This is a genomic window from Micromonospora orduensis (genome assembly GCF_006228125.1).
Classification (GTDB): Bacteria; Actinomycetota; Actinomycetes; order Mycobacteriales; family Micromonosporaceae; genus Micromonospora; species Micromonospora orduensis.
This window is the reverse complement of record NZ_VDFY01000187.1, coordinates 1-26,340: the sequence shown is the minus strand read 5'-3', so window position 1 is coordinate 26,340 and position 26,340 is coordinate 1. Positions and strand designations below refer to the sequence as shown.

21 protein-coding genes are annotated in these 26,340 nt (G+C 72.1%); 13 read left to right on the top strand and 8 right to left on the bottom strand.

What is annotated here, in order from left to right; genetic code table 11:
* Positions 1 to 24 precede the first annotated feature (24 nt).
* Positions 25 to 1,449, bottom strand: a complete 1,425-nt coding sequence (gene purB, locus FHG89_RS21045; RefSeq protein ID WP_139586127.1) for an adenylosuccinate lyase — start codon at positions 1,447 to 1,449, stop codon at positions 25 to 27.
* A 174-nt stretch (positions 1,450 to 1,623) separates the two neighbouring features.
* On the opposite strand from purB, the gene FHG89_RS21040 reads away from it, so the two are divergent.
* Entirely contained in the window at positions 1,624 to 3,936 is a 2,313-nt protein-coding gene (locus tag FHG89_RS21040) for a PKD domain-containing protein (RefSeq protein ID WP_139586126.1), read from the top strand.
* 56 nt (positions 3,937 to 3,992) lie between these two features.
* Here the strand turns inward: FHG89_RS21040 and FHG89_RS21035 are convergent, their stop codons facing one another.
* Positions 3,993 to 6,338, bottom strand: coding sequence for a hypothetical protein (locus FHG89_RS21035; RefSeq protein ID WP_139586125.1), 2,346 nt, complete (start codon positions 6,336 to 6,338; stop codon positions 3,993 to 3,995).
* On the bottom strand, positions 6,331 to 7,302 hold the full coding sequence (locus tag FHG89_RS21030) for a glycosyltransferase family 2 protein (RefSeq protein ID WP_341874267.1): 972 nt from the start codon (positions 7,300 to 7,302) through the stop codon (positions 6,331 to 6,333). The genes FHG89_RS21035 and FHG89_RS21030 overlap by 8 nt, the downstream gene beginning before the upstream one ends.
* 291 nt (positions 7,303 to 7,593) lie before the next feature.
* Here FHG89_RS21030 and FHG89_RS21025 point away from each other — a divergent pair, with 291 nt between their 5' ends.
* Positions 7,594 to 9,918, top strand: a complete 2,325-nt coding sequence (locus FHG89_RS21025) for a PKD domain-containing protein (protein ID WP_139586123.1) — start codon at positions 7,594 to 7,596, stop codon at positions 9,916 to 9,918.
* A gap of 67 nt (positions 9,919 to 9,985) precedes the next feature.
* On the opposite strand, the gene FHG89_RS21020 is transcribed toward FHG89_RS21025, so the two are convergent.
* Complete coding sequence (locus tag FHG89_RS21020) at positions 9,986 to 11,278, bottom strand: acetyl-CoA C-acetyltransferase (protein ID WP_139586122.1); 1,293 nt, start codon at positions 11,276 to 11,278, stop codon at positions 9,986 to 9,988.
* Between the two features lie 56 nt (positions 11,279 to 11,334).
* Here FHG89_RS21020 and FHG89_RS21015 point away from each other — a divergent pair, with 56 nt between their 5' ends.
* The 7 genes from FHG89_RS21015 to FHG89_RS20985 all read left to right on the top strand — a co-directional run bounded on the left by FHG89_RS21015 (position 11,335) and on the right by FHG89_RS20985 (position 18,264).
* Complete coding sequence (locus tag FHG89_RS21015) at positions 11,335 to 12,702, top strand: 3-oxoacyl-ACP reductase (protein WP_139586121.1); 1,368 nt, start codon at positions 11,335 to 11,337, stop codon at positions 12,700 to 12,702.
* Positions 12,702 to 13,550 (top strand): MaoC/PaaZ C-terminal domain-containing protein, encoded by an 849-nt coding sequence (locus FHG89_RS21010; RefSeq protein WP_139586120.1) that lies wholly within the window; start codon positions 12,702 to 12,704, stop codon positions 13,548 to 13,550. Before FHG89_RS21015 ends, FHG89_RS21010 begins: the two co-directional genes overlap by 1 nt.
* Positions 13,551 to 13,630: 80 nt before the next feature.
* Positions 13,631 to 14,383, top strand: coding sequence for an NUDIX hydrolase (locus FHG89_RS21005; protein ID WP_139586119.1), 753 nt, complete (start codon positions 13,631 to 13,633; stop codon positions 14,381 to 14,383).
* Entirely contained in the window at positions 14,380 to 15,351 is a 972-nt protein-coding gene (locus FHG89_RS21000; RefSeq protein WP_139586118.1) for a serine/threonine protein kinase, read from the top strand. Before FHG89_RS21005 ends, FHG89_RS21000 begins: the two co-directional genes overlap by 4 nt.
* A gap of 9 nt (positions 15,352 to 15,360) precedes the next feature.
* Complete coding sequence (locus FHG89_RS20995; RefSeq protein ID WP_139586117.1) at positions 15,361 to 16,320, top strand: hypothetical protein; 960 nt, start codon at positions 15,361 to 15,363, stop codon at positions 16,318 to 16,320.
* Entirely contained in the window at positions 16,317 to 17,579 is a 1,263-nt protein-coding gene (locus FHG89_RS20990) for an adenylosuccinate synthetase (protein WP_139586116.1), read from the top strand. Before FHG89_RS20995 ends, FHG89_RS20990 begins: the two co-directional genes overlap by 4 nt.
* A gap of 64 nt (positions 17,580 to 17,643) precedes the next feature.
* Positions 17,644 to 18,264 (top strand): DedA family protein, encoded by a 621-nt coding sequence (locus tag FHG89_RS20985; protein WP_139586115.1) that lies wholly within the window; start codon positions 17,644 to 17,646, stop codon positions 18,262 to 18,264.
* Between the two features lie 12 nt (positions 18,265 to 18,276).
* Here the strand turns inward: FHG89_RS20985 and FHG89_RS20980 are convergent, their stop codons facing one another.
* On the bottom strand, positions 18,277 to 18,918 hold the full coding sequence (locus tag FHG89_RS20980; RefSeq protein ID WP_139586114.1) for a response regulator: 642 nt from the start codon (positions 18,916 to 18,918) through the stop codon (positions 18,277 to 18,279).
* On the bottom strand, positions 18,915 to 20,066 hold the full coding sequence (locus FHG89_RS20975; RefSeq protein ID WP_139586113.1) for a sensor histidine kinase: 1,152 nt from the start codon (positions 20,064 to 20,066) through the stop codon (positions 18,915 to 18,917). Before FHG89_RS20975 ends, FHG89_RS20980 begins: the two co-directional genes overlap by 4 nt.
* A gap of 170 nt (positions 20,067 to 20,236) precedes the next feature.
* On the opposite strand from FHG89_RS20975, the gene FHG89_RS20970 reads away from it, so the two are divergent.
* Positions 20,237 to 20,908, top strand: coding sequence for a DedA family protein (locus FHG89_RS20970; RefSeq protein WP_425280196.1), 672 nt, complete (start codon positions 20,237 to 20,239; stop codon positions 20,906 to 20,908).
* Here FHG89_RS20970 and FHG89_RS20965 read toward each other — a convergent pair.
* A complete protein-coding gene (locus FHG89_RS20965; protein ID WP_139586112.1) occupies positions 20,883 to 21,521 on the bottom strand; it encodes a TetR/AcrR family transcriptional regulator in 639 nt (212 codons plus the stop codon). The two genes, FHG89_RS20970 and FHG89_RS20965, sit on opposite strands and share 26 nt — an antisense overlap.
* Positions 21,522 to 21,589: 68 nt before the next feature.
* On the opposite strand from FHG89_RS20965, the gene FHG89_RS20960 reads away from it, so the two are divergent.
* The 3 genes from FHG89_RS20960 (at position 21,590) to FHG89_RS20950 (ending at position 25,010) form a co-directional block, all read left to right on the top strand.
* Positions 21,590 to 22,042: an SCP2 sterol-binding domain-containing protein gene (locus FHG89_RS20960; protein WP_139586111.1), complete on the top strand. Its 453-nt coding sequence runs from the start codon at positions 21,590 to 21,592 to the stop codon at positions 22,040 to 22,042.
* Between the two features lies 1 nt (position 22,043).
* The gene (locus tag FHG89_RS20955; protein ID WP_139586110.1) at positions 22,044 to 23,258 is read left to right on the top strand and encodes an acyl-CoA dehydrogenase family protein; all 1,215 of its coding nucleotides are present in this window, start codon (positions 22,044 to 22,046) and stop codon (positions 23,256 to 23,258) included.
* Positions 23,259 to 23,447: 189 nt separating this feature from the next.
* Positions 23,448 to 25,010, top strand: a complete 1,563-nt coding sequence (locus FHG89_RS20950; protein ID WP_139586109.1) for an AMP-binding protein — start codon at positions 23,448 to 23,450, stop codon at positions 25,008 to 25,010.
* Here the strand turns inward: FHG89_RS20950 and purD are convergent.
* Positions 25,001 to 26,269, bottom strand: a complete 1,269-nt coding sequence (gene purD, locus FHG89_RS20945) for a phosphoribosylamine--glycine ligase (RefSeq protein ID WP_139586108.1) — start codon at positions 26,267 to 26,269, stop codon at positions 25,001 to 25,003. The two genes, FHG89_RS20950 and purD, sit on opposite strands and share 10 nt — an antisense overlap.
* Positions 26,270 to 26,340: the final 71 nt, after the last annotated feature.

Sequence of the window (26,340 nt, the reverse complement as noted above, 5' to 3'; positions counted from 1 at the left end):
ACCGCCACCAGCCCGGACCGGGAGTTACAGGATCGGGGGCGGGGAGTAGGTGGCAGCGTCGGGGTGGCTCTGCACCACCTTGGTGATGCGCCTGGTCACGGCCTGCACCTGGGCCTGGGCGGTGCCGACGAAGGCGGTACGGTCGGCGACCAGGGTGTCGATGTCGGCGCGGGACAGGCCGAGGCGGCCGTCCGCCGCCAGCCGGTCGAACAGGTCGTTCTCCGGGGCGCCCTTCTCGCGCATGGCCAGCGCCACGGCGACCGCGTGCTCCTTGATCACCTCGTGCGCGACCTCCCGACCGACGCCCCGCCGGACGGCCGCCACCAGGATCTTCGTGGTGGCCAGGAACGGCAGGAACCGCTCCAGCTCCCGGTTGATCACCGCCGGGTACGCGCCGAACTCGTCGAGCACCGTGAGGAACGTCTGGAACAGCCCGTCGGCGGCGAAGAACGCGTCCGGCAGGGCCACCCGCCGGACCACCGAGCAGGACACGTCCCCCTCGTTCCACTGGTCACCGGCCAGCTCACCGACCATCGACAGGTAACCCCGGATGATCACCGCGAAGCCGTTCACGCGCTCCGAGGAGCGGGTGTTCATCTTGTGCGGCATCGCGCTGGAGCCGACCTGACCCGGCTTGAAGCCCTCGGTCACCAACTCCTGGCCGACCATCAGCCGGATCGTGGTGGCCAGCGACGACGGCGCGGCGGCGACCTGCGCCAACGCGGCCAGCACGTCGAAGTCCAACGAGCGCGGGTAGACCTGCCCCACGCTGTCCAGCACCCGCGAGAAGCCCAGGTGCTCGGCGACCCGCCGCTCCAGGTCGGCCACCTTGTCGGCGTCGCCGTCGAAGAGGTCGAGCTGGTCGGCGGACGTGCCGACCGGGCCCTTGATCCCGCGCAGCGGGTAGCGGCCGATCAGCTCCTCCAGCCGCTCGTACGCGATCAGCAGCTCCTCCGCCGCCGACGCGAAGCGCTTGCCCAGCGTGGTGGCCTGCGCCGCCACGTTGTGCGAACGGCCGGTCATCACCAGCTCGGAGTGCTCGTGGGCCAGCCAGGCCAGCCGGGCCAGGGTGGCCACCACCCGATCCCGGATCAGCTCCAGCGAGGCGCGCACCTGGAGCTGCTCGACGTTCTCGGTGAGATCCCGCGAGGTCATCCCCTTGTGCACGTGCTCGAAGCCGGCGAGCGCGCTGAACTCCTCGATGCGGGCCTTCACGTCGTGCCGGGTGACCCGCTCCCGCTCCGCGATCGAGGCGAGGTCGACCTGGTCGAGCACCCGCTCGTACGCCTCGACCACGCCGTCCGGCACCGGTACGCCCAGATCGCGCTGGGCGCGGAGCACGGCGAGCCAGAGCCGCCGCTCCATCCGGACCTTCTCCTCGGGCGACCAGAGGGCGACCAACTCAGGCGAGGCGTACCGGTTGGCGAGCACGTTGGGGATCGTCGTCACGTGCCTCATTCTCTCCTACCCGGCGGTTCGCCCAGCCAGGAGGCCACGACGGAAGCTCGCGGGCGCGTTGGCCGTTTTGTCGCCCGGGGGCGTTGCGGCACCAGCCGGTATCGGATCATGGTCTCCATCTGATCTCCGGCGAAGCCGAATCCACCTTCCCGACAGAGGGCATGCATGCGTAGAAGATCCCTCGCCGGCCTCACCGCGATCGCGGTGACCGGCGGCACCCTGCTGGCCACCGGCGCACCCGCCCAGGCCGACGAACCCACGACCCTCTACGTCAAGAAGGCCGCCGCCAACTGTTCCGACCAGGGGCCCGGCTCCGCGACGGAGCCGTTCTGCACGATCGGCGCCGCCACCTCCGTGGTCACCACCGGCCAGACCGTCCGCGTCTACGACGGGGACTATGCCGAGCGTGTCACCTTCACCCGCTCCGGCACCCCCGACGCTCCGATCGGTTTCATCGCCAACGGCAGTGCGGTCAGGCTCGTCGGGCCGACCGCCGGCCTGGTCATCGACGGCCAGCACGACATCGGCCTCCAGGATTTCAAGGTCACCGGGACGGGGCTCGACATCCCCGCCCTGGACCTCCGCAACTCCTCGAACATCGAGGTCGCGGGCGGCGTCTACACGATGGCCAGCGCCGCGACGGCCCCCGCCGTGCGGGTCACCGGAGTAACGATGGCCAGTCTGCGGGACATCCGTGGCACCGGGACGGCGCTCACCAACGGAATCACTGTGGACGCCACGTCCACCGACGTGACCCTCGAGCGCGCGACACTGCTCACTGGATCGCAGTACGACAGCGCCGACCACAGCTCGGGCATCCGGGTCGAGGGGGCTCGCAACAGCGTCCTCGACAGCGTCGTCGGCGGCTTCACCGGCGCCGCCATCGAGATCGGACCGGGCGCCTCCGGCACCGTGCTGGCAAACAACGACATCAGGGGCGGGGCCGGTCACGGCATCCACAACCGCGGGGCCGCCAACACGGCGATCACCAACAACTCCATCAAGGACCGCTGCGTCGACGGTGTCCGGATCGACGGAGCGTCGTCCGGTGTCTCCGTGCAGAACAACACGTTCAGCAACAACGGTCAGTCCCGCCAGAGCTTCTGCGACCCCCAGCTCACCGGCGGGGTCGAGATCGGCGTCTACGACCAGTCCCTGACCGGCACCGTGGTCGACTACAACAACACGTACCACAGCATGTCCCCGTCCTCGACGAACTACTCCTGGAACGGGACCGTCATGGGCCTGGCCCAGTTCCGCACCGCGTCCGGCCAGGCCGCGCACGACCGGGACACGGCGAACGCCAGTGACCGGATCGACTCGGCGAACTCGGCGGCACCCGGCTTCCCGGAGCTCGACAGCCAGAACCAATCGCGCCGTGACGACCCGGCCGTGACGAACACCGGATCGGGCCCGGTCACGTACGCCGACCGGGGCATCATCGAGACCGTCAAGTCCCCGACCGCGTCCTTCGACGTCGCGTTGGGCCCGAGTGCAAGCGCGGTCACCGTTGATGCCTCCTCCTCCACGCCGGGCTTCGTCCCGATCCGGGAGTACGTGTTCAACTTCGGCGACGGCACAAACGTCGTCACCCAGGCCGCCCCGACCGCAACGCACTGGTACGCCACCCCGGGAACGTACGACGTCACCGTCACCGCCCGCGGCGAGGACGAGATGCAGGGCAGCAGCACCGAGCAGGTGAGCGTGCTGCGGCGGACCGCAAGCGTGGGTCTGCTCGCGCTGTCCAACCTCCGCTACGTCGGTGCCGTGCCCATGCGACCGGACCAGGTCGGCTTGACCGCCGCCGCGCAGTACGACCTGGCGGACGCCGGCAACGGCCAGGTCGCCCTCGTCGCACGGGCCAACGGCCGCTACGTCACGCAGTCGGCCAACGAGAACCTGGACGCCGAGAGCCAGGTCGTCGGCCCGACGGAGAAGTTCACAGTCGTGCGGAACACCGACGGCACCATCAGCCTCAAGGCGAACAACGGTCTGTACGTCACCGCCGACCCCAGCGGCTCCTTCACGGTGTCGGCGAGCAGTCCGGCGATCAGCACCTGGGAGAAGTTCCACCAGGTCCCGGTCGCCGACGCGAACAGGTCGCTGAAGGCCAGCGTGAACGGCCGGTTCGTGATGGCCGACGCCGCCGGCGTGAAGCCGCTGATCGCGAGCCAGACGACCGCCAGCACGTGGGAGCGGTTCGACATCGTCGACCTCGGCAACGGGCAGGTCGCCCTCCTCGCCCGCGCCAACAGGCGCTTCGTCACGGCCGACGGCGCCGGCAGCAAGCCGCTGATCGCGACCCGCCCCACGGTCAGCCTGTGGGAGCAGTTCACCATGATCCACAACAGTGACGGCACGGTGAGCTTCAGGGCCGCCGTCAACAACAAGTACGCCAGCGCCGACGGCGCGGGCAGCAAGCCGTTGATCGCCAACGGCCCCGCGGTCAGCCTCTGGGAGAAGTTCACCCTCGGCTGAGCCGTTACCACACGCGCGACGCCCGCCAGACCTCCCCGGTCCGGCGGGCGTCGCCGTCAGCGCAGCTCGTAGACGATGACGCTGCCGGAGACGAGACGCACGTGAGCCAGCCCGGCCAGTTCGGGCGACACCGCACCGGCCCGCGTGTCGGCGAACAGCCAACGGACCCGGTACTCGGCGCGCAACCGGTCCAGGTCGGCCGCCGTCGGCGAGCGGAAGATCCGCTCGTTCAACGCGAACCGGTCCGGGTCGGGCGGGTCCTGCCGTACGTAGCCGAGGCCCCGACGACCGTTCGCGGCGAGGGCGGCATCCGTGTATCCCCAGCTCTCGATCACCGTCCGGTGCCCGCCCAGCCCGGTCACCCAGTAGGCGCGGGCGTCGCAGTGCGCGGTGGTCGGTACCGGCCGACAGTGCACGTTCGTGGCCACCACGTCGTCGTCCGCGGAGTGCTCGTCGAGCCAGAGCGCCGCCCGCATCTCCGCTGCCGTCACGGTGGACGGCAGCGCGACCGACGCGGGTCGACCCGGCGCGACCTGGACGTACCGGACAGCGCCGTCGACGCCCCGCGCGACGCTCGCGCTCAGCAGCGCCGCCGTGATGCCGGCCAGCGCCACGGCCACGAGGCGTCGCCGCCCACCGCCGTCCGGACGACGGCGACCCAGCAGAGCGTGCACGCCGACCGCGATCAGCGCGGCCAGCAGCAGAAGGACCGCGAGCCGCAGGTACGACCGCCCGAGGACGCCCGCCCAGCCGGCCATGGTCGCGGCCGGCCGGGCCATCAGGGGTACGACGAGGTACGACGCCACGCCGAGCAGCGCGGCGCACACCGCCACCGGCCAGGACGGCCGGACCAGGGTGAGCAGCCACACGCTCAGCACAGCGCCGAACGGGAGCACGTCCAGCCAGAAGTAGACCTGGCTCAGCGAGGGATGGTGCAGCGTCCAGATGCCTCCCGCACCGGCCAGAATCGCGCCGGAGAGCAGCCAGGGCGCCGGATCGGCGCGACGCGGCCCGGTGAGGATCAGCATGCCGATCAGCCGGGGCAGCTGCACCAGCAGCCACCAACCGAGCAGGGCGAAGGTCAGCAGCCATCCGGCGGCCCCCGCCCGGGCGAGACCGAACGGCAGCAGCCCACCGCCGCGCACCCCGGCTCCGGCGCCGATGGTCTCCCGGTACTGCGGCATGGCGTGCAGGAACGCGAACGCCTGCGGGCTCAGGGTGCCCGCTCCGCCGCCGGCGAAGAGCAGGTAGCCGACGCCCATCGGCGCCACGAGACACAGCAGCGTGGCGAGCACCGGCCAGGGCACCCGCCGTCGCTGCCACCAGGTGGCGAGGAGGGCGACGCCGACGCCGGCGATCAGCGGCGGCAGCGCGCTGGACTTGGATCCGGCGCAGGCCAGCCCGAGGGCGGGCAGCAGCGCCCAGGCGACACCCAGCGGTCGTCCGCGTACGGCGTCGACGCAGATGCCGCCGAGCAGCACGAGCAGCGGCAGGACGTACGTCTGGGACGGGCTGGAGAAGGAGAAGGCGAAGGCGCCGTCCGCGATGGCCGAGTTGACGGCCACCGGCATACCGAGACCCGCCGCCGCGCCCGCCAGCGGTCCCGCCCACCCGCGTCCGGAGAGATCCCGGGCCAGCCCGGCGGTGACCAGCACGGTGATGATGGCGACCGGCGCCAGCCACAGCCGGAGCAGGACCGTCGCGGGCGGGATGCCGGTGATCATGCTGCCGGCGGCCATGTGCGCGTCGGACAGGTAGTGGTAGCGCAGCGGTTCACCGGCCATCTGCGGCAGTTGGAACGGCAGATCCCGGGTCAGCTCCTGCACCAGCGACAGGTGGTACAGCAGATCCTGGTAGTACGTGTGGTTCACCGGCGGCAGCGGCACCAGGCGCCACTGCGCGACGGCCCAGAGCAGCACCAGCAGCAGCACCGCGGCCATCGACCAGTGCCAGGCGAGCGGGAGCGGCCGGCGGGGCCCGACCCGCCAGTTCCTGCGCAGCCGTGGAACGACGGCGAAGGCCAGCACCAGGGGTACCGGCCACCACCGCAGCAGGTGCTGCTGGCCGGTGGCGGCGGCGACGATCCAGGCGCCGAGTTCGAGAAGAAGGCCGGTCGCCGCGCCGTAGCCCAGGTCCTCGGGCAGGTTGCCCCGGCCACCGCGTACCGCCCGGTGCACCAACGTGCCGGGCAGCAGCAGGGCCAACGACCAGTACGCCGCGTAGCGGAGCACGTCGCCGGCGGGCACGTCGGTGTACCACCAGGCGGCCGGCAGCGCGGCGAGCAGGACAGCCCACGGCAGGACGGCGGCCACAGCGGAACCGATGGACCGGGCAGTCCGGCGGTCGGGCTGCGGCGCGGGGGCGGGCGCGGCCGGTTCCACCAGCGCGAGCGAGTCAGCCACGGACGCTGCCCACAGGTGTGACGGCGATCGGGGAGGCCAACTCGGTCTCCGCCGAGTCGGCGCCGACGTGGTACGTCGGTCGGCCCTGCACGGTCGCGTAGATCCGCCCGACGTACTCGCCGAGCAGACCGAGGCAGACCAGCTGCACGCCACCGAGGAGCAGGACCGCGACGAACGTCGACGTCCAGCCCGGGATGGTCAGACCGCGCAGGTACGCGACGATGCCGAACCCGATGAGGCCGAGACAGGCCAGGAAGCTGATCGCGCCGAGCCAGGTGGCGAGGCGCAGCGGAGCGGCGGAGAAGTTGGCGACGCTGTCCCAGGCGAGCGCGATCATCCGCGGCAGTGGGTACTTCGTCTCGCCCGCCGCCCGTGTCTCCCGGACGTAGCGCACCTCCGCGCTGGCGAACCCGAGCGCGGGCACCAGCAGCCGGTAGACCGGGGTGCGTTCGGGAAGCTGACGCAGTGTCTCGATCACCTCCCGGCTGACCAGTCGGAAGTCGCCGGCCTGGGCGGGCACCTCGGCGCCGACGAGCCGACGCATCAGCCGGTAGTAGAGCTGCGCGGTGCGCCGCTTGAACACGGTGTCGGAGCTGCGGTCCGCGCGTACGCCGTACACGACGTCGACGCCCTGCGCACGGGCCACCCGCAGCATCTCGGCGACCGTCTCCGGCGGGTCCTGGAGATCGGCGTCCAGGCTGACCACCCACTGACCTCGGGCGCGGTACAGCCCGGCGGTCAACGCCGCCTGGTGGCCGCTGTTGCGCCGCAACTGGACCAGGCGCAGTTGCGGCCAGCTCCGCGCATGGGTGAGCAGCACCGCGACGGTGTCGTCCCGGCTGCCGTCGTCGACGGCCACCACCTCGTAGTCGACGTCGAGCGCGTCGAGCACCGGCCGCAGCCGGGCGATCAGGGCCGGGATGACCGCGGCCTCGTTGTACATCGGAATGACGACAGACAGCACCAACACTTACCGGCCCCGTTCCGGACGCATGTGGCATCGAACGCACCTCGTTCGGGGGTGCGGACGGTCACCGTTACCCGGCAACCTCACGAGCGGTCGGCCACCCGTTGAACAGGACGTGAACGTCGACCTGCGTACTCCCCCCGATTTCCTCGTCCGGTCGGGCCGCCGGCCGGAACGGCCCCGGTGGCCGTTTTGTCGCCCCGGTCAGCGCCTCGATCTCGCGTGGTGCAGGATCGGCCTCATCTGATTCCGGCGTCGCCGGGTCCTCCTTTTTTCTTCGGGGCCAGCATGCGTAAATCCCTCTTCTCCGGTCTCGTGACCACAGTCCTGACCGGCGGCGCGTTGATGGGCACCACAGTGCCCGCCCAGGCCGACACACCGACGACGCTGTACGTCCGGCAGAATCCTTCCGCCAACTGCTCCGACCAGTACCCGGGCACCCTGGCGCAACCGTTCTGTTCGATCGGGGCCGCCGCCGCGATCGTCACCGGCGGGCAGACTGTCGACATCGGCGGCGGTGTCTACATGGAGCGGGTCAGCGTCACCTCGTCCGGCACCCCGCAACAGCCGATCGTGTTCAGTTCCAGCTCCAGCTCCGCCACCCTGTCCGGCGCGTCGGCCGGTTTCGTCATCGACGGCCAGCACGACGTGGTGTTGCAGAACATCCGCGTCTTCGGGTCGGGCGACGTGCCAGCCGTGGACGCCCGCAACTCGTCGGGCGTCACCATCCGCGAGGGCGGCTACGGTCTGAACAGACCCGCGACCTCCCCGGTGATCCGGTTCGCCGGTGTCACCGGTTCGAGCGTGTCGAAGACGACAGTCACTGGGTTGACCTCCACCGCGGCCGTCACCGTGGACGCGGCGAGCAGCGACGTGGACATCGTGGGCACGACCGTGCAGGGCAATGCCAACTACACCCTCGCCGACCACACCGTCGGCGTCCGGATCGACGGGCCGGGCAACTCGTACGTGGGTGGCCGCGTCGACGGCTTCACCGATGCGGCCGTCGCCCTCGGGCCGGGCGCGGCCGGTGTCGTGGTGGCCAACAACCTGATCACCGGCGGCGCCGGCCACGGCGTGCACAACAACGGCGCCACCGGCACGGCCATCGCCAACAACACCATCAAGGACCGCTGCCGCGACGGCATCCGCGTCGACGGAGCCTCGTCCGGTGTCTCCGTCCAGAACAACGTGCTCGCTGTGAATGGTTACTTCAGCCAGGGCTTCTGCGACCCGGCGTTCCTCGACGGCGTCGAGATCGGCGTCTACGGCGGTGCCGTCGGCAGGACGGTTGTCGACTACAACAACGCCCACCACTACTACAACGACTCCCCGCAGATCTACGCCTGGAACACCCCGACGAGCCTTGCCGGGTTCCGAGCGGTGTCCGGTCAGGCCGCGCACGACCGGGAGACCGGACAGGCCCCGGACAGCTACGACTCCGCGAACTCCGCAGCTCCCGGCTATCCGGACCTCGACCGCACCGGCCAGCCGCGAATCGACGACCCGACAGTGCCGAACACCGGCGCCGGCCCGGTCACCTACGCCGACCGCGGTGCCGTGGAGACCATCCGCACGCCCGTGGTGCTGTTCAACGTCGGCCTCAACCTGGAGGCGCGGTCGGTGACCGTGGACGCGTCCGCGTCCACCCCCGGCCTGGCCCCGATCGCCTCCTACGAGTTCGGTTTCGGCGACAACAGCGTGGTCACCCAGGCGGGCCCGATCGCCTCGCACACCTACACGCGTCCCGGCCGCTACACCCTCAGCATCAAAATCATCGGCACCGACGGCCGGTCGACGACTCGTACCGAGCAGGTCAGCCTGTTGCAACAGACGGGCACGTTGGCTCTGCGCGCCCTGTCCAACCGCCGCTACGTCAGCTACGAGTCCGGTTCCGGCCTCCAGCCGAACCAGACCGAACCGGGCGCGACCGCGCAGTTCGACCTGGCGGACGCGGGCGACGGCAAGATCGCCCTCTTCTCCCGGGCGGTTGGGCGCTACGTCGCCATTTCGGAATTCGACAACGCCACGTTGACCGCGACGAGCATTCTCGTGGACACGCGGGAGGCGTTCACGATGATCCGCAACAGCGACAGCACCATCAGCTTCCAGGCCCCCATCACGGCGAAGTACATCACCGCTGACCCCAGCGGCACCGTCGCGATGAGCGCCAGCAGCTCCACCATCAGCACCTGGGAGAAGTTCCTCCAGGTGAACCCTCCGGAGGCGAACACGGCCCTGAAGGCAAAGGTCAACGGCCGCTACGTCAGCGCCGACGGCGCCGGCGCCAAGCCGCTGATCGCCTCCGCCCCGACGGCGAGCCTGTGGGAGCGGTTCGACGTGGTGGAGCTCGGCAACGGCCAGGTCGGCCTCCTCGCCCGCGTCAACAACAAGTTCGTCAGCGCCGACGGCGCCGGCTCCAAGCCCCTCATCGCGAACGCGCCGACGGCCAGCACCTGGGAACGTTTCGACATCATCCGCAGCAGCGACGGCACGATCAGCCTCAGAGCCGCCATCAACGGCAAGTTCGTCAGCGCCGACGGCGCGGGCTCCAAGCCGCTGATCGCCAACGGCCCGGCCATCAGCACCTGGGAGAAGTTCACCCTCGGCTGAGCCCTCACCACGACCGACGCCCGCCAGACCCTCAGGTCCGGCGGGCGTCGCCGTTCACAGCCCCTGCTCAGCGCTCCAGGATCGCCGTCACGCCCTGGCCACCTGCGGCGCAGATGGAGATCAGCCCGCGTCCGCTGCCCTTCTCTGCCAGCAACTTCGCCAGCGTGGCCACGATCCGGCCGCCGGTGGCGGCGAACGGGTGGCCGGCGGCCAGCGACGAGCCGTTGACGTTGAGGCGGTCGGTGTCGATCGCACCCAGCGGGGCGTCCAGGCCGAGCCGGTCCTTGCAGAACTCCGGCGACTCCCAGGCGGCGAGGGTGGCCAGCACCTGCGACGCGAACGCCTCGTGGATCTCGTAGTAGTCGAAGTCCTGCAACGTCAGCCCGGCCCGGGCCAGCATCCGGGGCACCGCGTACGCGGGGGCCATCAGCAGCCCCTCGTCGCCGTGCACGAAGTCCACTGCCGCCGTCTCGGACCAGCTGAACCAGGCCAGCACCGGCAGGTTGTGCGCCGCCGCCCACTCCTCGCTGGCCAGCAGCACCGTCGAGGCGCCGTCGGTGAGCGGCGACGAGTTGCCGGCGGTCATGGTGGCGTGCTCGGCGTCCGGGCCGCGGGTGCCGAAGACCGGCTTGAGCGAGCCGAGCTTCTCCACGCTGGTGTCCGGGCGGAGGTTCGCATCGCGGGTGAGTCCCAGGTACGGCGTCATGAGGTCGTCGAAGAAGCCCCGGTCGTACGCGGCGGCGAGCCGCTGGTGCGAACGCAACGCCAGCTCGTCCTGGGAGCGCCTGTCGATCTGCCAGCGCCTGGCGGTCTGGGCGGCGTGGTCCCCCATGGACAGTCCGGTACGTGGCTCGGCGTTGCGCGGAATGTCCGGCTTGAACGGCTGGAGTGGGCGCAGCTTCGCGGCGATCTTCAGCCGCTCACCGAGGGTGCGGGCGGAGTTGAGTTTGAGCAGCGTACGCCGCATGTCCTCGTTGACGGCGAGGGGCGCGTCGGAGGTGGTGTCGACGCCGCCGGCGATGCCCACGTCGAGCTGCCCGAGGGCGATCTTGTTGGCGACCAGGATCGTCGCCTCCAGGCCGGTGCCGCAGGCCTGCTGGATGTCGTACGCCGGGGTGTGCGGGTCGAGCCGCGACCCGAGGACGACCTCGCGGGTGAGGTTGAAGTCACGGGAGTGCTTGAGCACGGCGCCGGTGACCACCTCGCCGACCCGCTGCCCGGCCAGCCCGTACCGGGCGATGAGGCCGTCCAGCGCGGCACCGAGCAGGTCTGTGTTGGACGCGTCCGCGTAGCGGGAGTTCGAACGGGCGAAGGGGATCCGGTTGCCCCCGATGACCGCGACCCGCCGGATGCTCTGCACGATCCGCCTCCTCCGAGATGTGTTGCACCAACCCTACTCGCCAGTAGGCTACGCCCATGACCGACAGGTACGCGAGCTTCGTCCAATCGGCCGCCGGCCGCACGCTGGTCAAGCGCCTCGGGCTGCCCGACCCGCCCCGACTGCGCCGGCACCACCCCGGCGACCCGCTGCTGACCGGGCCGGCCCTGCTCGGCGCGGCCACCGGCAGTCGGCTCGCCGAACCGGTCGCGCAGATCCTGACCGCCGCCGGGGTCGAGCTGGCCGACGCGGCCGCCGCGCCGCACACCGACACCCCGCAGCGGTACGCGGCACTGCTCTTCGACGCCACCGGGATCACCGACTCGACCGGGCTGCGCCAGCTGTACGACTTCTTCCACCCGCAGGCCCGGGCCCTGCTGCCCAGCGGCCGGGTGATCGTGCTCGGCACCCCGCCGGGCGAGTGCCCGACGCCCCGCGAGGCGACCGCGCAGCGCGCCCTGGAGGGGCTGGTGCGCAGCATCGGCAAGGAGTTCGGCCGGGGCACCACCGCGCAACTCGTCCAGGTGACCCGCGACGCCAGCGCTGCCGGCACCCGGACGAGCCTCGAATCGACAGTGCGGTTCCTCCTGTCCGGCCGGTCCGCGTACGTCTCGGGGCAGGTCGTCCGGGTCGGCGCCGGCGAGGCGAGCGCCCCGGCGGACTGGAACCGGCCGCTGGACGGGCAGGTCGTGCTGGTCACCGGCGCGGCCCGGGGCATCGGCGCGGCGCTGGCGAAGGTGCTCGCCCGCGACGGCGCGCAGGTGGTGGCGCTGGACATCCCGGCCGCCGGTGACGCCCTCGCGGCGGTGGCGAACGAGATCGGCGGGACCGCCGTGCAGCTCGACCTGACCGCACCGGACGCGCCGACGCGGCTCGCCGACCACCTGGCCGACCGGCACGGCCGCGTCGACGTGGTGGTCCACAATGCCGGCATCACCCGGGACAAGACGCTCGGCCGGATGGACGCCGACCGGTGGGACCAGGTGATCGACGTCAACCTCTCCAGCCAGGAGCGGATCAACGACGTCCTGCTGGAGCGGGGGCTGATCCCGGCCGGCGGGCGGATCGTGGCGGTCTCCTCGATCGCCGGGATCGCCGGCAACCGGGGGCAGACCAACTACGCCACCAGCAAGGCCGGCGTCATCGGGCTGGTCGACTCGCTCGCCCCGGCCCTGCACGAGCGGGGGATCAGCGTCAACGCGGTGGCCCCCGGCTTCATCGAGACCCGGTTGACCGCGCGGATCCCGCTGGTGGTCCGTGAGGCGGGCCGGCGGATGAACAGCCTGTCGCAGGGCGGGCTGCCGGTGGACGTGGCCGAGACGATCGGCTGGCTGGCCTGGCCGGCGTCCGGCGCGGTGAGCGGCAACGTGGTCCGGGTCTGCGGCCAGAGCCTGCTGGGGGCGTGATGGGCGACCGCACTCTGGTGGAGCTGCCCCGGATGCCGGCGGCCGGCCCGCTGTACCGGCGGGCCGTGCTCGGTGCGCTGCCGGGCCTCGGCGGCGGACGGCGCGCGACCGACCTGCCGGCGGTCGAGTTGGCCACCGGCGGGGTGAGCGTCGACCGGGCGCACCTGGCCGACTACGACCGGGTCTGCGGATTCCGTCTCACCGATCGACTGCCTGCCACGTTTCCGCACGTCATGGGCTTTCCGCTGACGCTGCGTCTGATGACCGCGCCGGAGTTTCCCATCCCGCTGACAGGCGTGGTGCACGTCGGCAACCGGATCACGGTGCACCGCCCGATCACCGCCGACGAGACCCTCGACTTCACCACGTACGCGCAGGACCTGCGTCCGCACGACCGGGGGCGGCAGGTGGACGTGGTGCTTGTCGGCTCGGTCGGCGGGGAGGAAATCTGGCGCGGCGTGTCGACGTACCTGGGTCGGGAACGCACGTCCGGCGGCGGTACGCGGGGGGAGCGTCTCGAGGCGCCGGCCGCCACGGCGCGTTGGCGGGTGGAACCCCGCGTCGGCACCGGGTACGCGCGGGTGTCCGGGGACCACAACCCGATCCACACGTCCCGGCTCGGGGCGCGACTGTTCGGGTTCCGCCGGCCGATCGCGCACGGTATGTGGAGCAAGGCCCGCTGCCTGGCCGCTCTGGAGAGTCGACTGCCGGACGCCTACACGGTCGAGGTGGCCTTCAAGCTGCCCGTTCCGCTGCCGAGCACGGTGAGCTTCGCCCTCCTGCCGGACGGCGGGTTCGCCCTGCACGACTCGCGCGGTCGACCGCATCTGGCGGGTCTTCTGCACTGACGCGAATCGGGGTTGGCAGGGACACCGTCGTGCGTTAAGTTGTTCTCACAGCGAGATGTTCTCAGAGTGAGGTTGACGGGATGAACGAGCAGGAGTTCCTGGAGGCGTACGACCCCAGGGCCTACCCGTCGGTCGCCGTGACAGTCGACGTGGTGGCGCTGACCATCCGCGACGACGCGCTGCACCTGCTGCTGATCCGACGCGGCGAGGCACCCTTCGCCGGGCACTGGGCGCTGCCCGGCGGCTTCGTCCGCCCCGACGAGGACCTGAGCGCCGGCGCCCGACGGGAGCTGGCCGAGGAGACCGGGCTCGGCGGCGAGGGGCTGCGCCGCGTACACCTGGAGCAGTTGGGCAGCTACGGCGCTCCCGACCGTGACCCGCGGATGCGTATCGTCTCGATCGCCCACCTCGCGTTCGCCCCGGACCTGCCCGACCCAGCCGCCGGCAGCGACGCCGACGCGGCGATCTGGCTGCCGGTGACCGCGTTGACCAGCCGGCAGCTCGCCTTCGACCACGGCCGGATCATCGACGACGCGCTGGAGCGCGCCCGGTCCAAGCTGGAGTACACGCCGCTGGCCACCCGCTTCCTCGCCACCGAGTTCACCATCAGCGAGCTGCGCGCCGTCTACGAGACCGTCTGGGGTCACCCGCTGCACGCCGGCAACTTCCACCGCAAGGTGCTCTCCGTGCCGGGCTTCGTGGAGAGCACCGGCGCCAGCACCGAACGCGGCGGCGCGCGGGGCGGCCCCCGCGCCCGGCTCTACCGGGCCGGCGACGCCCGGCTGCTGCACCCGGCCCTGCTGCGTCCCGCCCGCGAGGAGACCGTGCGATGAGAACCGCCGAGGCCATCGGCCTGGTCACGGCCGCCCGCACCGACACCGACCTGTTCGGCACGGACCAGCCGGCCCGCCGCTACCGCGAGCTGGTCGCGGCCCTGCACCCCGACCGGCTGCCGGCCGACCCGGCGGTACGCGCCGAGGCCACCGACGCGTTCATCCAGGTCACCACCCGGTGGCAGGCCCGGCAGGTCACCGTCCTCGGCGCCTACCGCCTCGGCACACCGGCCCACTCGGGCGACCTGGCCGACCTCTACGACGTCGGCGACGACCGGCTCCTCAAGCTCCCCCGCCGGCCCACCGACAACGACCTGATGGCCCGCGAGGCACACGCCCTGTGCACCATCGCCGAACGCGGCGACCCGCGCTACCTGCCGTACGTGCCCCGCCTCGTCGACGAGTTCCGACACTGCGACGCCACGACCGGCGCGGAACGGCGGATCAACGTGCTCGCCATCGCGCCCGGCCTGCACGACCTCGACGAGGTGCGGCGCGCGTACCCCGACGGGTTGGACGCCCGGGACGTGGCCTGGATGTGGCGGCGGCTGCTGGTGGCGCTAGGCCTGGCCCACCGGGCGGGCATCGTGCACGGCGCGGTCCTGCCGCGACACGTACTGATCGAGCCGGACGCCCACGGCGTCGTGCTTGTCGACTGGTGCTTCTCCGCTCCCGCCGGGAGCCCGGTCCCGGCGCTGGTGCCCGGTCACGAGGACTGGTACCCGCGCGAGGTCCTCGACAGGCGGCCCTGCGGGCCGGGCACCGACATCGCGATGGCCGGCCGCTGCATGACCTGGCTGATGAACCGTCACGCGCCGCGCGAGCTGCGCGCCTTCGCCCGGGGCTGCCGGCAGCGCTCCCTGGACGCCCGACCCGACGACGCGTGGCGGCTGCTGCGCGAACTCGACCAGCTGCTGGACCGGCTCTACGGGCCCCGCACCTTCCGACCCTTCACCCTTACCCCCTGAGGAGCTGTCATGGGCAGTGGAACCTGGTCCACCGACGTGTACGACGCCGCCGACCGTTACCGGCGCAGGACCGGCCGCAGCGCGTTCTCCTACAGCGACAGTGGGGCGCGCACCGTGCACCCCGCGCTCGACCCCCGCGACGCGAGCCGCGAGAGCCGCGACTCGGACGAGCACCCCCGCTCGACGCCCATCGCGGTGCTCTTCGACGTGACCGGCTCGATGCGCACGGTGCCGCGCGTCCTGCAGACGAAGCTGCCGCAGCTGCTCGGGCTGCTGCAACGGCAGGGCTACGCCAGTGACCCGCAGATCATGTTCGGCGCGATCGGCGACGCCACCTGCGACCGGGTGCCGTTGCAGGTGGGCCAGTTCGAGTCGGACAACCGGATGGACGACGACCTCGGCCGGATCGTCCTCGAAGGCGGTGGCGGCGGGCAGATGACCGAGTCGTACGAGCTGGCCATGTACTTCATGGCCCGGCACACCACCACCGACAACTGGGAGAAGCGCGGCCGGCGCGGCTACCTGTTCATCATCGGCGACGAGCTGGCGTACCCACAGGTCAAGGCCCGGGAGGTGGCCGGCCTGATCGGTGACGAGTTGGCCGAGGACCTGCCGCTGCGGCAGGTCGTGGACGAGGTGACCCGCCGCTGGGACACCTACTACCTGCTCCCCGCCGGCAGCCACTACGCCGGCAACGCCAAGGTGCTGGACTTCTGGCGGGACCTGCTCGGGCAGAACGCCGTCGTGCTCGACGACCTCGACGCGGTCTGCGAGACCATCGCGCTCACCATCGGCCTCGGCGAGCAGGCCATCGACCTGGACGAGGGCCTTCGCCACCTGGACCGCGCCGGCTCCGGTGCCACCGGGACCGTGTCCAGGGCGCTGGCCCGCCTCGGCCGGGGGCGGCGGGCCGAGGTGTCGACGCTGCCGGCGTTCCGCGACACGACAGGTGGGGTGACCCGGCTGTGAGGCACGTGGCGGTGGTCGACCTCGGCTACGGCGACGCCGGCAAGGGCACGGTCGTGGACTGGCTCTGCGCCACCCGCCCGGTGCACACAGTGGTCCGCTTCAACGGGGGCGCGCAGGCGGCGCACAACGTCGTCCTGCGCGACGGGCGGCACCACACGTTCGCGCAGTTCGGGGCGGGCACGTTCCACCCGGGTGTGCGTACGCACCTGTCGCGCCACATGGTGGTGGACCCGCTCGCGCTGGCCGCCGAGGCCGACCATCTCGCCACGGTCGGGGTGCCCGACGCGCTGGACCGGCTGACCGTCGACGGGGACGCGCTGCTCGCCACCCCGTACCACCGGGCCGCCAACCGGGCCCGGGAGATCGCCCGGGGAGCCGACCGGCACGGCTCCTGCGGGCTGGGGGTGGGCGAGGCCGTCGCGTACGGTCTCGCCCACCCCGACGAGGCGCCCCGGGTCGCCGACTGCCATCAGCCGGCGCTGCTACGACGCAGGTTGACCGCCCTGCGGGACCGGCTGACCGCCGAACTCGGCCCGCTGGACGCCCCGCCGGCCGAGGACTGCCTGCCCGCGTTCACCGGGTTCGCCGGGCGGGTCGCGGTCGTCGACGGGAGCTGGCTCGCGGGCACGCTGCGCGCCGGGACGTGCGTCTTCGAGGGCGCGCAGGGCGTGCTGCTGGACGAGTGGCACGGCTTCCACCCGTACACGACGTGGAGCACCACGACGTTCGCCAACGCCGACAGTCTGCTCGCCGAGGCGGGCCGGGCCGGCGACGTGACGCGGATCGGGGTGCTCCGGGCGGTCACCACCCGGCACGGCCCCGGCCCGCTGGTGACCGAGGACCCGGCGCTGCCGTTCGCCGATCCGCACAATCCGACGAACCCGTGGCAGGGCCGGTTCCGGTTCGGCCACTTCGACGCGGTCGCCCACCGGTACGCCCTCGACGTGGCCGGCGGGGTGGACGGCCTGGCGCTCACCCACCTCGACCTGACCGGCCCCGACCTGCGGATCTGCCGCCGCTACGACACCACCGCGCGGCTCACTCCCGGTCCACCCGGTGACCTGGACCGGCAGGCCGCGCTCACGGACCGCCTGCTGCGTTCCCGCCCGGTCTACGACGATCCGCCGGTGGACTGGGCGGAGGCGGTCCGCGCGGAGCTGGGCGCGCCAGTGGTGCTCACCTCGCACGGCCCCACCGCCGATGACAAGACGCCGCATGGCCCACTGCTCGCCCCGCCGGCCCTGGTGCGCTCAGCCTGACGTCCGGAGCGGGCGATCCGGCGACTCGGCCACCGAGCGGCGCACGCCCGGCGAGCATGGGTGGATGGGCGCCCTGCTCGACCTCCTGCATGGGACCGTCACGTCACCATGGGTGTACCTGGTGATCTTCGGTCTCACCGCGGTCGACGCGTTCTTCCCGGCCGTGCCGGGCGAGGCGGCGGTGATCACCGCGGCGGTTCTCGCCGCCGACGGCGGGCACCCCAACCTGACCCTGGTGATCGTCAGCGCCGCCCTCGGCGCGCTTGTCGGCGACCACATCTCGTACGCCATCGGGCAGGGAGGGGGCGCGCGCCGGCTGGCCCGGCTGCCCGACGGCAGCCGCCGCCGGGCCAGCTCCGAGTGGGCCCGCCGCGCCGTGGACCGGCGCGGCGGGGTGATCCTGACCACCAGCCGGTACGTGCCGGGCGGCCGGACCGCCGTCACCCTCACCATGGGCGCGGTGCGCTATCCCCGGCGGTCGTTCCTGCTGTACGACGGCATCGCGACGGTCACCTGGGCGCTGTACTGCGGACTGCTCGGCTACTTCGGTGGGCTGGCCTTCGAACGCGACCCGGTGAAGGGCGTGGCGGCCGGCGTGGGAATCTCGGTGGTTGTCACGTTCGGGCTGGAGGGGATCCGGTGGCTGCGCCGCCGGGCGCACCGCCGCGCCGCCTCCCGACGTTGACGGCCGCACACGTCACAGTAGATCGGCGTCGTACACCAGGATTGCCACCTGGACCCGGTTGGCCACCTGGAGCTTCGCCAACGCGCGGCTGACGTGTGCCTTCACGGTGGCCTCGCTCATCGTCAGTCGCCGAGCGATCTCCGCGTTGCCGTGCCCGCGCGCCACCTCCCGGACGATCTCCAACTCACGGGCGGTGAGCGCAGCGAGCCGCTGACGCGCCACGTCCCGGCGGGCCGGTCCACGCTCGGCGAACGAGCTGATCAGCCGTCTGGTCACCGTGGGAGCGAGCATCGCGTTCCCGGCGGCCACCGTGCGGACGGCGGCCGCCAGTTCGCGGGGCGGGGTGTCCTTGAGCAGGAAGCCGACAGCTCCGGCCTGCAACGCCCGGTGCACGTACTCGTCGAGGTCGAAAGTGGTCAACATGATCACCTTGGCGCCGGCGGCGATCACGTCGGGAGCGACGGTCAGCCCGTCAATGCCCGGCATCCGCACGTCGAGCAGCAGCACGTCCGGGCGTAACCGATGCACCTGTTCCAGCGCGCCGGCGCCGTCCGACGCCTCGCCCACCACCGTGATGTCCTCCGCCGCCTCCAGGATCAGCCGCAGCCCGGCGCGGATCAGTTGCTCATCGTCGACCACCACCACCCGGATCACGCCGTGTCCGCCAACGGGATCAGGGCCCGGACCAGGAAACCGCCATCCTCGGGCGTCGCCGCCAGCCGACCGCCGAGCAGTTCCACCCGCTCGCGCAGCCCGAGCAGTCCCTGCCCGGCACCGGGCAGAGCCGGCCCACCGCCGGACGGCCCGTTGCGGACCACCACCTCCAGCCCGTCGGCCAGGTAGCGCAGGCAGACGGTCGTCTCGGCGTCGGCGGCGTGTTTACGCACGTTGGTAAGCGCCTCCCGAACCACCCGGTACGCGGTACGCCCCACCGTCGCCGGCAGTGCCGACGGAACGCCCTCGTCCTGGCGGCACACCCGCAGCCCGGCGGCGCGAGACTCCCCGATCAACTCGTCCAACTCATCGAGCCCTCGCTCCGGCACCACGGCCGGACCGGCTTGTCGCAGCACGCCCAGCACCTCACGCAGGTCGGTGAGCGCCTGCCGGCCGGTCGTACGGATCAACGCGGCGGCCTCGACGGTCGTCGCGTCGGCAGCTGTCACCTCCAGCGCACCGGCATGCACCACCATCAGGGAGACCCGGTGCGCCACCACGTCGTGCATCTCCCGGGCGATCCGGGTCCGCTCCTCGGCGCGAGCCCGGTCGGCGCGGGCCTCCTGCTCGCGTTCCAGCCGGTCGGCCCGATCCCGCAAGGCGGCGAGCGTGTCCCGGCGCGCCCGCACCCAGAGGCCGAAGACCAACGGAAGTCCGACCAGACCGGCGGCGAGCAGCAGCACGTTGCCGCTGGTGGCGGTGGTGATCCGTCGTACGCCGCCCACCGCCAGCCCGACCAGCACCCCACCGGTCAGCACCACTGCCGCAGCGGCGAGGTAGCCGGCGAGTCGCCGACCACGCAGCCGCAGACCCGCCTGGTACGAGGCGACCACCCCGGCCGCCGCGGCGGCGAGCACCAGCCAACCCACCACCGCGGCCAGGAACAACGGCCAGCGGCGCGTCCGGACTGTGCCGGCGGCCCAACCCGAGGCCACCGCGAGGAACAGCGCGACGACTCCGGGCAGCGGTGAGCGGACCCCGATGTCACCGGTCGCGCTGGCCCAGACGGCGGTAGCCACCACCACGGCGAGCAGCAGTGGGGTGTACCGCTGGACGACCCGCCGGAGGGCGACGGCGTTGGAGGCCACGCAGCGAGCGTAGGACTCTGCGGACGGATCGGGCCGCCCTGCGCAGCCGAACCCGGGTGCGGTGAGGGAAGACCCCTAGCCGCCGTCCGGGCCGGTCACTACCTAAGTAGTGGTGCCCGCCCGACCACTGGCCGATGGCCGGAGCCGCCGCCCGCACCAGCATCGGAATCATGGATCTGCTCGACCTGCTGCACGCAACGATGTCCTCGCCCTGGGTGTACCTGGCGATCTTCGCGATCGCGGTGCTCGACGGCTTCTTCCCGGTGGTGCCGAGCGAGACGGCGGTGATCACCGCAGGGGTGTTCGCCGCCTCCGGCGCGCCCTACCTGCCCGCGGTGATCCTGGTGGCCGCCTGCGGCGCCCTGGCCGGCGACCACATCTCGTACGCCATCGGTCGGGGTGGTGGCACCCGCCTGCTCGAACGGCTTCCGCCCGACGGTCGGCGTCGCAACGCCGTCGAGTGGGCCCGTCGGGGGATCGCCACCCGGGGCGGTCTGATCCTCACCGTGGCCCGCTACATTCCGGGCGGCCGGACGGCGGTCACCCTCACCATGGGCGCGATGCACTATCCCCGGCGGCGATTCCTGGCCTTCGACGCGCTGGCCGCCTGCTCGTGGGGGCTCTACTCGGCGCTTGTCGGCTATCTCGGCGGGCTGGCCTTCGAACAGGACCCGCTGCGCGGGCTGCTACTCGGTCTGGGCCTCGCGCTGGCGCTGACGGTGACCGTCGAGGTGGTCCGCTGGCTCCGCAACCGCCGCCGGCCCGCCGCGCCGACGCCGACGGCCGAGCCGATGGACCGGGCGTCGGTGGGTGAGGTCAGTCGGCCGGCGGGCGCCAGGTGACGCCGTGCAGGAGTTGGGCGGCGCCGAGCCAGGCCACGTTCATCATCCGGGTGGCCGTCTTCTCCGGGTCGGCGTCCGGGTGGTCCGCGAGCCAGTCCGCCAGCGACTCGGTCGCGCCGACCAGCGCGTACGCGACGACCTCCAGGTCGATGGCGGCGATCTCGCGGCCCTCGGCGCGCAGCGCGTGGTCGAGCATCCCGGCGACCACCTCGACCAGCCGGGCCCGCATGGCGGCCAGTTCCCCGGCGAACGGCTGCTCGCCCCGGGCCTGCCGGTAGAGCACCGCCCAGCCGTCCCGGTGTGCGCCCACGAAGCCGAAGAACGCCCGCAACCCACGCCAGAGCCGCTCGTCAGCCGGCAGGTCGGGGGCGGCGGCTCCGGCGATGGCCTGCATCATCCGGGTGCCCTCCCGGTGCAGGCAGGCGACGAAGAGCTCCTCCTTGGTGCCCAGGTACGCGTACACCATGGGCTTGGAGATGCCGGCGTCCTCCGCGATCTCGTCCATGCTGGCGGCGTGGAAGCCGCGCCGGGAGAAGACCTTCACGGCCGCGTCGAGCATCTGCTGCTCGCGGACGGCGCGTGGCAGGCGCTTGAAGGCAGGGGCGGTGGACACCTTGCGAGCATACCTACTCGTGCGTAGGGTTACGCACGAGTAGCCAAACCTTCCGGAAGGCACACCTGATGACTGACTTCGACCCGGCCACCTTCGCCAACGTCGGCCCCAAGGAGTTCGCCCAGCTGGTCAAGTCCACCCCGGACGACAAGATCGCCCAGGTGATGTCCGGTGACCTGCGGGACAAGATCCTGGGCGAGGTGTTCGGCCGGATGCCGTCGCTGTTCCGCGCCGACCGGGCCGGCTCCACCAACGCGGTCATCCACTGGATCATCACCGGGCGTCCGGACGGCGGCAGCGACACCTACGAGGTCGTCATCGCCGACGGCAAGTGCGACGTGAACGAGACCCCGCAGCACGACCCGAAGCTGAGCCTCACCATGGGCCCGGTCGAGTTCCTGAAGATCGTCTCCGGTGGCGCCAACCCGGTGATGATGTTCATGACCGGCAAGCTGAAGGCGAAGGGCGACCTCGGCCTCGCCGCCAACATCGCCAACCTGTTCGACATCCCCAAGGCCTGACATGGGCGAGTTCTCGCTAGACCTGACCGAGGAACAGCGGGATCTACGCGACTGGGTGCACGGCTTCGCCGCCGAGGTCGTGCGCCCGGCCGCCGCCGAGTGGGACGAACGCGAGGACACCCCCTGGCCGGTGATCCAGGAGGCCGCCAAGGTCGGCCTCTACGGCTTCGAGTTCCTCGCCACCTGCTGGGCCGACCCGACCGGGCTGTCGCTGCCGATCGCCAGTGAGGAACTCTTCTGGGGTGACGCCGGCATCGGCCTGTCCATCTTCGGCACCTCGCTCGCCGTCGCCGCCATCTACGGCGCCGGCACCCCCGACCAGATGGTCGAGTGGGTGCCGCAGTGCTTCGGCGACGTCGACTCGCCGGCCGTCGCCGCGTTCTGCACCAGCGAACCCGAGGCCGGCTCCGACGTCGGCGCGATGCGCACCCGGGCCGTCTACGACGAGGCCACCGACGAGTGGGTGCTGAACGGTCAGAAGGCGTACGCCACCAACGGCGGCATCGCCGGAGTGCACGTGGTCACCGCCTCCGTCGACCCCACGCTCGGCTCCCGGGGCCAGGCGGCGTTCGTCGTACCGCCGGGCACCCCCGGCCTGGCCGCCACCCGCAAGCTGCGCAAACTCGGCCTGCGCGCCTCGCACACCGCCGACGTCTTCCTCGACGGAGTACGCGTACCCGGCCGCTGCCTGCTCGGCGGAAAGGACGCCCTCGACGAGCGGTTGGCCCGCGCCCGCTCCGGGAAACGGGCCACCGGACAGGCCGCGATGCGTACCTTCGAGCTGTCCCGACCCACGGTGGGCGCGCAGGCGCTCGGCGTGGCCCGGGCCGCCTACGAGTACGCCCTGGACTACGCGAAGGACCGCGTCCAGTTCGGACGCCCGATCATCGAGAACCAGGCGGTCGCGTTCGCGCTCGCCGACATGCGGATGGAGATCGACGCGGCTCGGCTGCTCGTCTGGCGGGCGTCCTGGATGGGCCGCAACAACCGTCCGTTCACCGCGGGCGAGGGCTCGATGTCCAAGCTCAAGGCCGGCGAGGTGGCGGTGTCGGTCACCGAGAAGGCGGTGCAACTGCTCGGCGGAGCCGGTTTCCTGCGCGACCACCCGGTCGAACGCTGGTACCGCGACGCCAAGATCTACACCATCTTCGAGGGCACCTCCGAGATCCAGCGGCTGGTCATCTCGCGGGCGATCTCCGGAATGCAGATCCGCTGACCCTCGGGTCGGCTGCCGCTCGGGTCGGACACCCGATCCGGCCCGGGCGGCGGGTTCCTACCTATCCGTGCCGTCTTCGTCACCCCACGCCGACGCAGGCTGGGCCTGCTGCCGCACCCGGTGCATGATCAAGGAAGACGCCCCGACGGACGGGGCTGTCCGCGAACCGCCCCCAAGGAGGTCTGCGGCATGGACCTGCCGTTCATCGTTGCCACGCTGACCCGTCGCGGCCTGCTCACCCCGGGCCGGCCGATCCGGATCGCCTCGCAGCTCAACGCGTTGCGCACCTGGGGGTGGAGCCTCGCCGGCGAGTTGCGCCAAGCAGCCGCGCGGGATCCCGGTCGAGTGGCCGTCATCGACGAGGACGGCACCGAGCTGACCTATCAGGACCTGCTCGACCGTGCCGAACGGATGGCCCGGTCCATGCGGGCCGGGCTCGGCGTACAGGCCGGCGACCGGATCGGCGTGCTCTGCCGCAACCACCGCGGGCTGATCGAGACGATCGTCGCGGCCACCCTGCTGGGCGTGGACGCGGTCCTCGTCAACACCGGCCTCTCCGCAGCCCAACTGGCCACCGTCGCCGAGGAGCAACGACTCCGCCTGCTGGTGCACGACGACGAGTTCGCCGAGCGGGTCCTCGGCCTCCCCGCCGAACTGCCCCGCCTCGACGAACGCGCCCGCGAGGAACTCGTCGTCGGCGCACTGCCCGGTGAGCTGCACCCGCCGGAGCGCGACGGCCGGATCATCGTGCTCACCTCCGGCACCACCGGGGCGCCCAAAGGTGCCCGCCGGCCCACACCCAGCGGCTTCGGCCCGCTGGTGTCCATCATCGACCGCATCCCCCTGCACGTCCGGGACCGCGTGATGATCGCCGCGCCGATCTTCCACACCTGGGGATTCGCCGCACTCCAGGTGTGCTTCGCGCTCCGCGCCACCATCGTGTTGCAGCGCCGCTTCGACCCGGCCGCCACGCTCACCGCCCTGGTCACACACCGCTGCGACGCCCTGTTCGCCGTACCGGTGATGATGCAGCGCCTGTTGGAGGTCCCGCCGCCCGACCCGCGCCCCAAACTCAAGGTCGTCGCGATCAGCGGCTCGGCCCTGCCCGGCGGGCTGGCCCCCAGGTTCATGGACGCCTACGGCGACGTGCTCTACAACCTCTACGGCTCCACCGAGGTCTCCTGGGCCTCCATCGCCGGGCCGCCGGAGCTGCGCCAGGCGCCGACCACCGCCGGCCGGCCACCACACGGCACCCGCCTGGCGATCCTCGACGACGACAACCAGCCGGTGTCCGACGGCCGCGTCGGACGGATCTTCGTCGGCAACGAGATGCTCTTCGAGGGGTACACCTCCGGATCCAGCCGGGAAACCCGTGACGGGTTGCTCGACACCGGCGACCTCGGCCGGCTCAACGCCGACGGGCTGCTCTTCGTCGACGGCCGAGCCGACGACATGATCGTCTCCGGTGGTGAGAACGTCTTCCCGTCCGAAGTGGAGGACCTGATCGCCAGGTTGCCGCAGGTCCGCGAGGTCGCCGTGATCGGCGTACCCGACCCCGAGTACGGCCAGCGACTCGCCGCGTTCCTCGCCCTGCACCCCGGCGAGACCCTCGACCCCGACGCGGTCCGCGAGTACGTCCGCCACTACCTGGCGCGGTTCTCCGTGCCCCGGGACGTGATCTTCGTGAAGTACCTGCCCCGCAACGCCACCGGCAAGGTGCTCGCCCGGGAACTGCGCCGCTACTACGGCTGAGACGCGCCCCGGCCAGGAATGGTGATCCGGCCCTCGACCGCGGCGGCGGCGATGTCGGTGCGGTGCTGCGAACCCGCCAGCTCGACAGCGTCCACCAGCGCGTAAGCGGCGTTCCGCGCGGCGGCCAGGTCCGCGCCGGTGGCCGTACCGCAGAGGACCCGGCCGCCTGCGGACACCAGCGCCCCGTCACCGGCCCGCCGCGCGGTGCCGGCGTGGATGATGCCCTCGCGGTCCGCGCCGGTGATCACATCGCCGGTACGCGGCGCGGCCGGATAGCCCTGCGCGGCGAGCACCACGGTGACGGCCGCGCCGTCCCGCCAGCGCAGCGGCGGGTGCTCGGCCAACGTGCCGGTGGCCGCCGCGTGCAACAACCCGCCCAGCGGAGTCTCCAGCAGCGCGAGCACCACCTGAGTCTCCGGGTCACCGAAGCGCGCGTTGAACTCGATCACCCGAGGGCCGGCGGCGGTCATCGCCAGGCCGACGTAGAGCAGGCCGGCGAACGGGGCGCCCCGACGCCGCAGCTCGGCCAGGGTGGGGTGCACGACGTCGCGCATCACCTCGTCGACCAGGCCGGGCGGAGCCCAGGGCAGCGGCGCGTACGCACCCATGCCGCCGGTGTTCGGGCCGGTGTCGCCGTCGCCGATCCGCTTGAAGTCCTGTGCCGGCAGCAGCGGCAGCGCCGCCTCGCCGTCGGTGACCACGAAGAGGCTGACCTCCGGGCCGTCGAGGAACTCCTCGACCACCACCCGACCACACTCCGCGGCGTGCGCCAACGCGGCGGAACGATCGTCGGTCACCACCACGCCCTTGCCGGCCGCGAGCCCGTCGTCCTTCACCACGTACGGCGCGCCGAACTCGTCGAGCGCCCGGGCGGTGCTCGCCTCGTCCGCGCAGACGTACGCCCGGGCGGTCGGCACGTTCGCGGCCGTCATCACGTCCTTGGCGAACGCCTTGGACCCCTCCAGCCGGGCGGCCTCGGCCGACGGGCCGAACACGGCGATGCCCTTGGCGCGTACCGCGTCGGCGACCCCCGCGACCAGCGGCGCCTCCGGCCCGATCACCACCAGGTCGGCGGCCGTCTCCACGGCCAGCGCCGCCACCGCACCCGGATCGGTCGCGTCGACGGCGCGCACATCGGCCACGCCGGCGATCCCCGGATTACCTGGCGCGGCGACAACCGCCGAAACAGCCGGATCCGCAGCCAACCCGAGCGCGAGAGCATGCTCCCGCCCGCCACCACCCACCAGAAGAACCCGCACAACCCGGCATCCTACTGTCCCGCTGTCAGCCCCCGACCCAGCGCCGCCCGGGGGCCCAGGGGGGTCAGGGG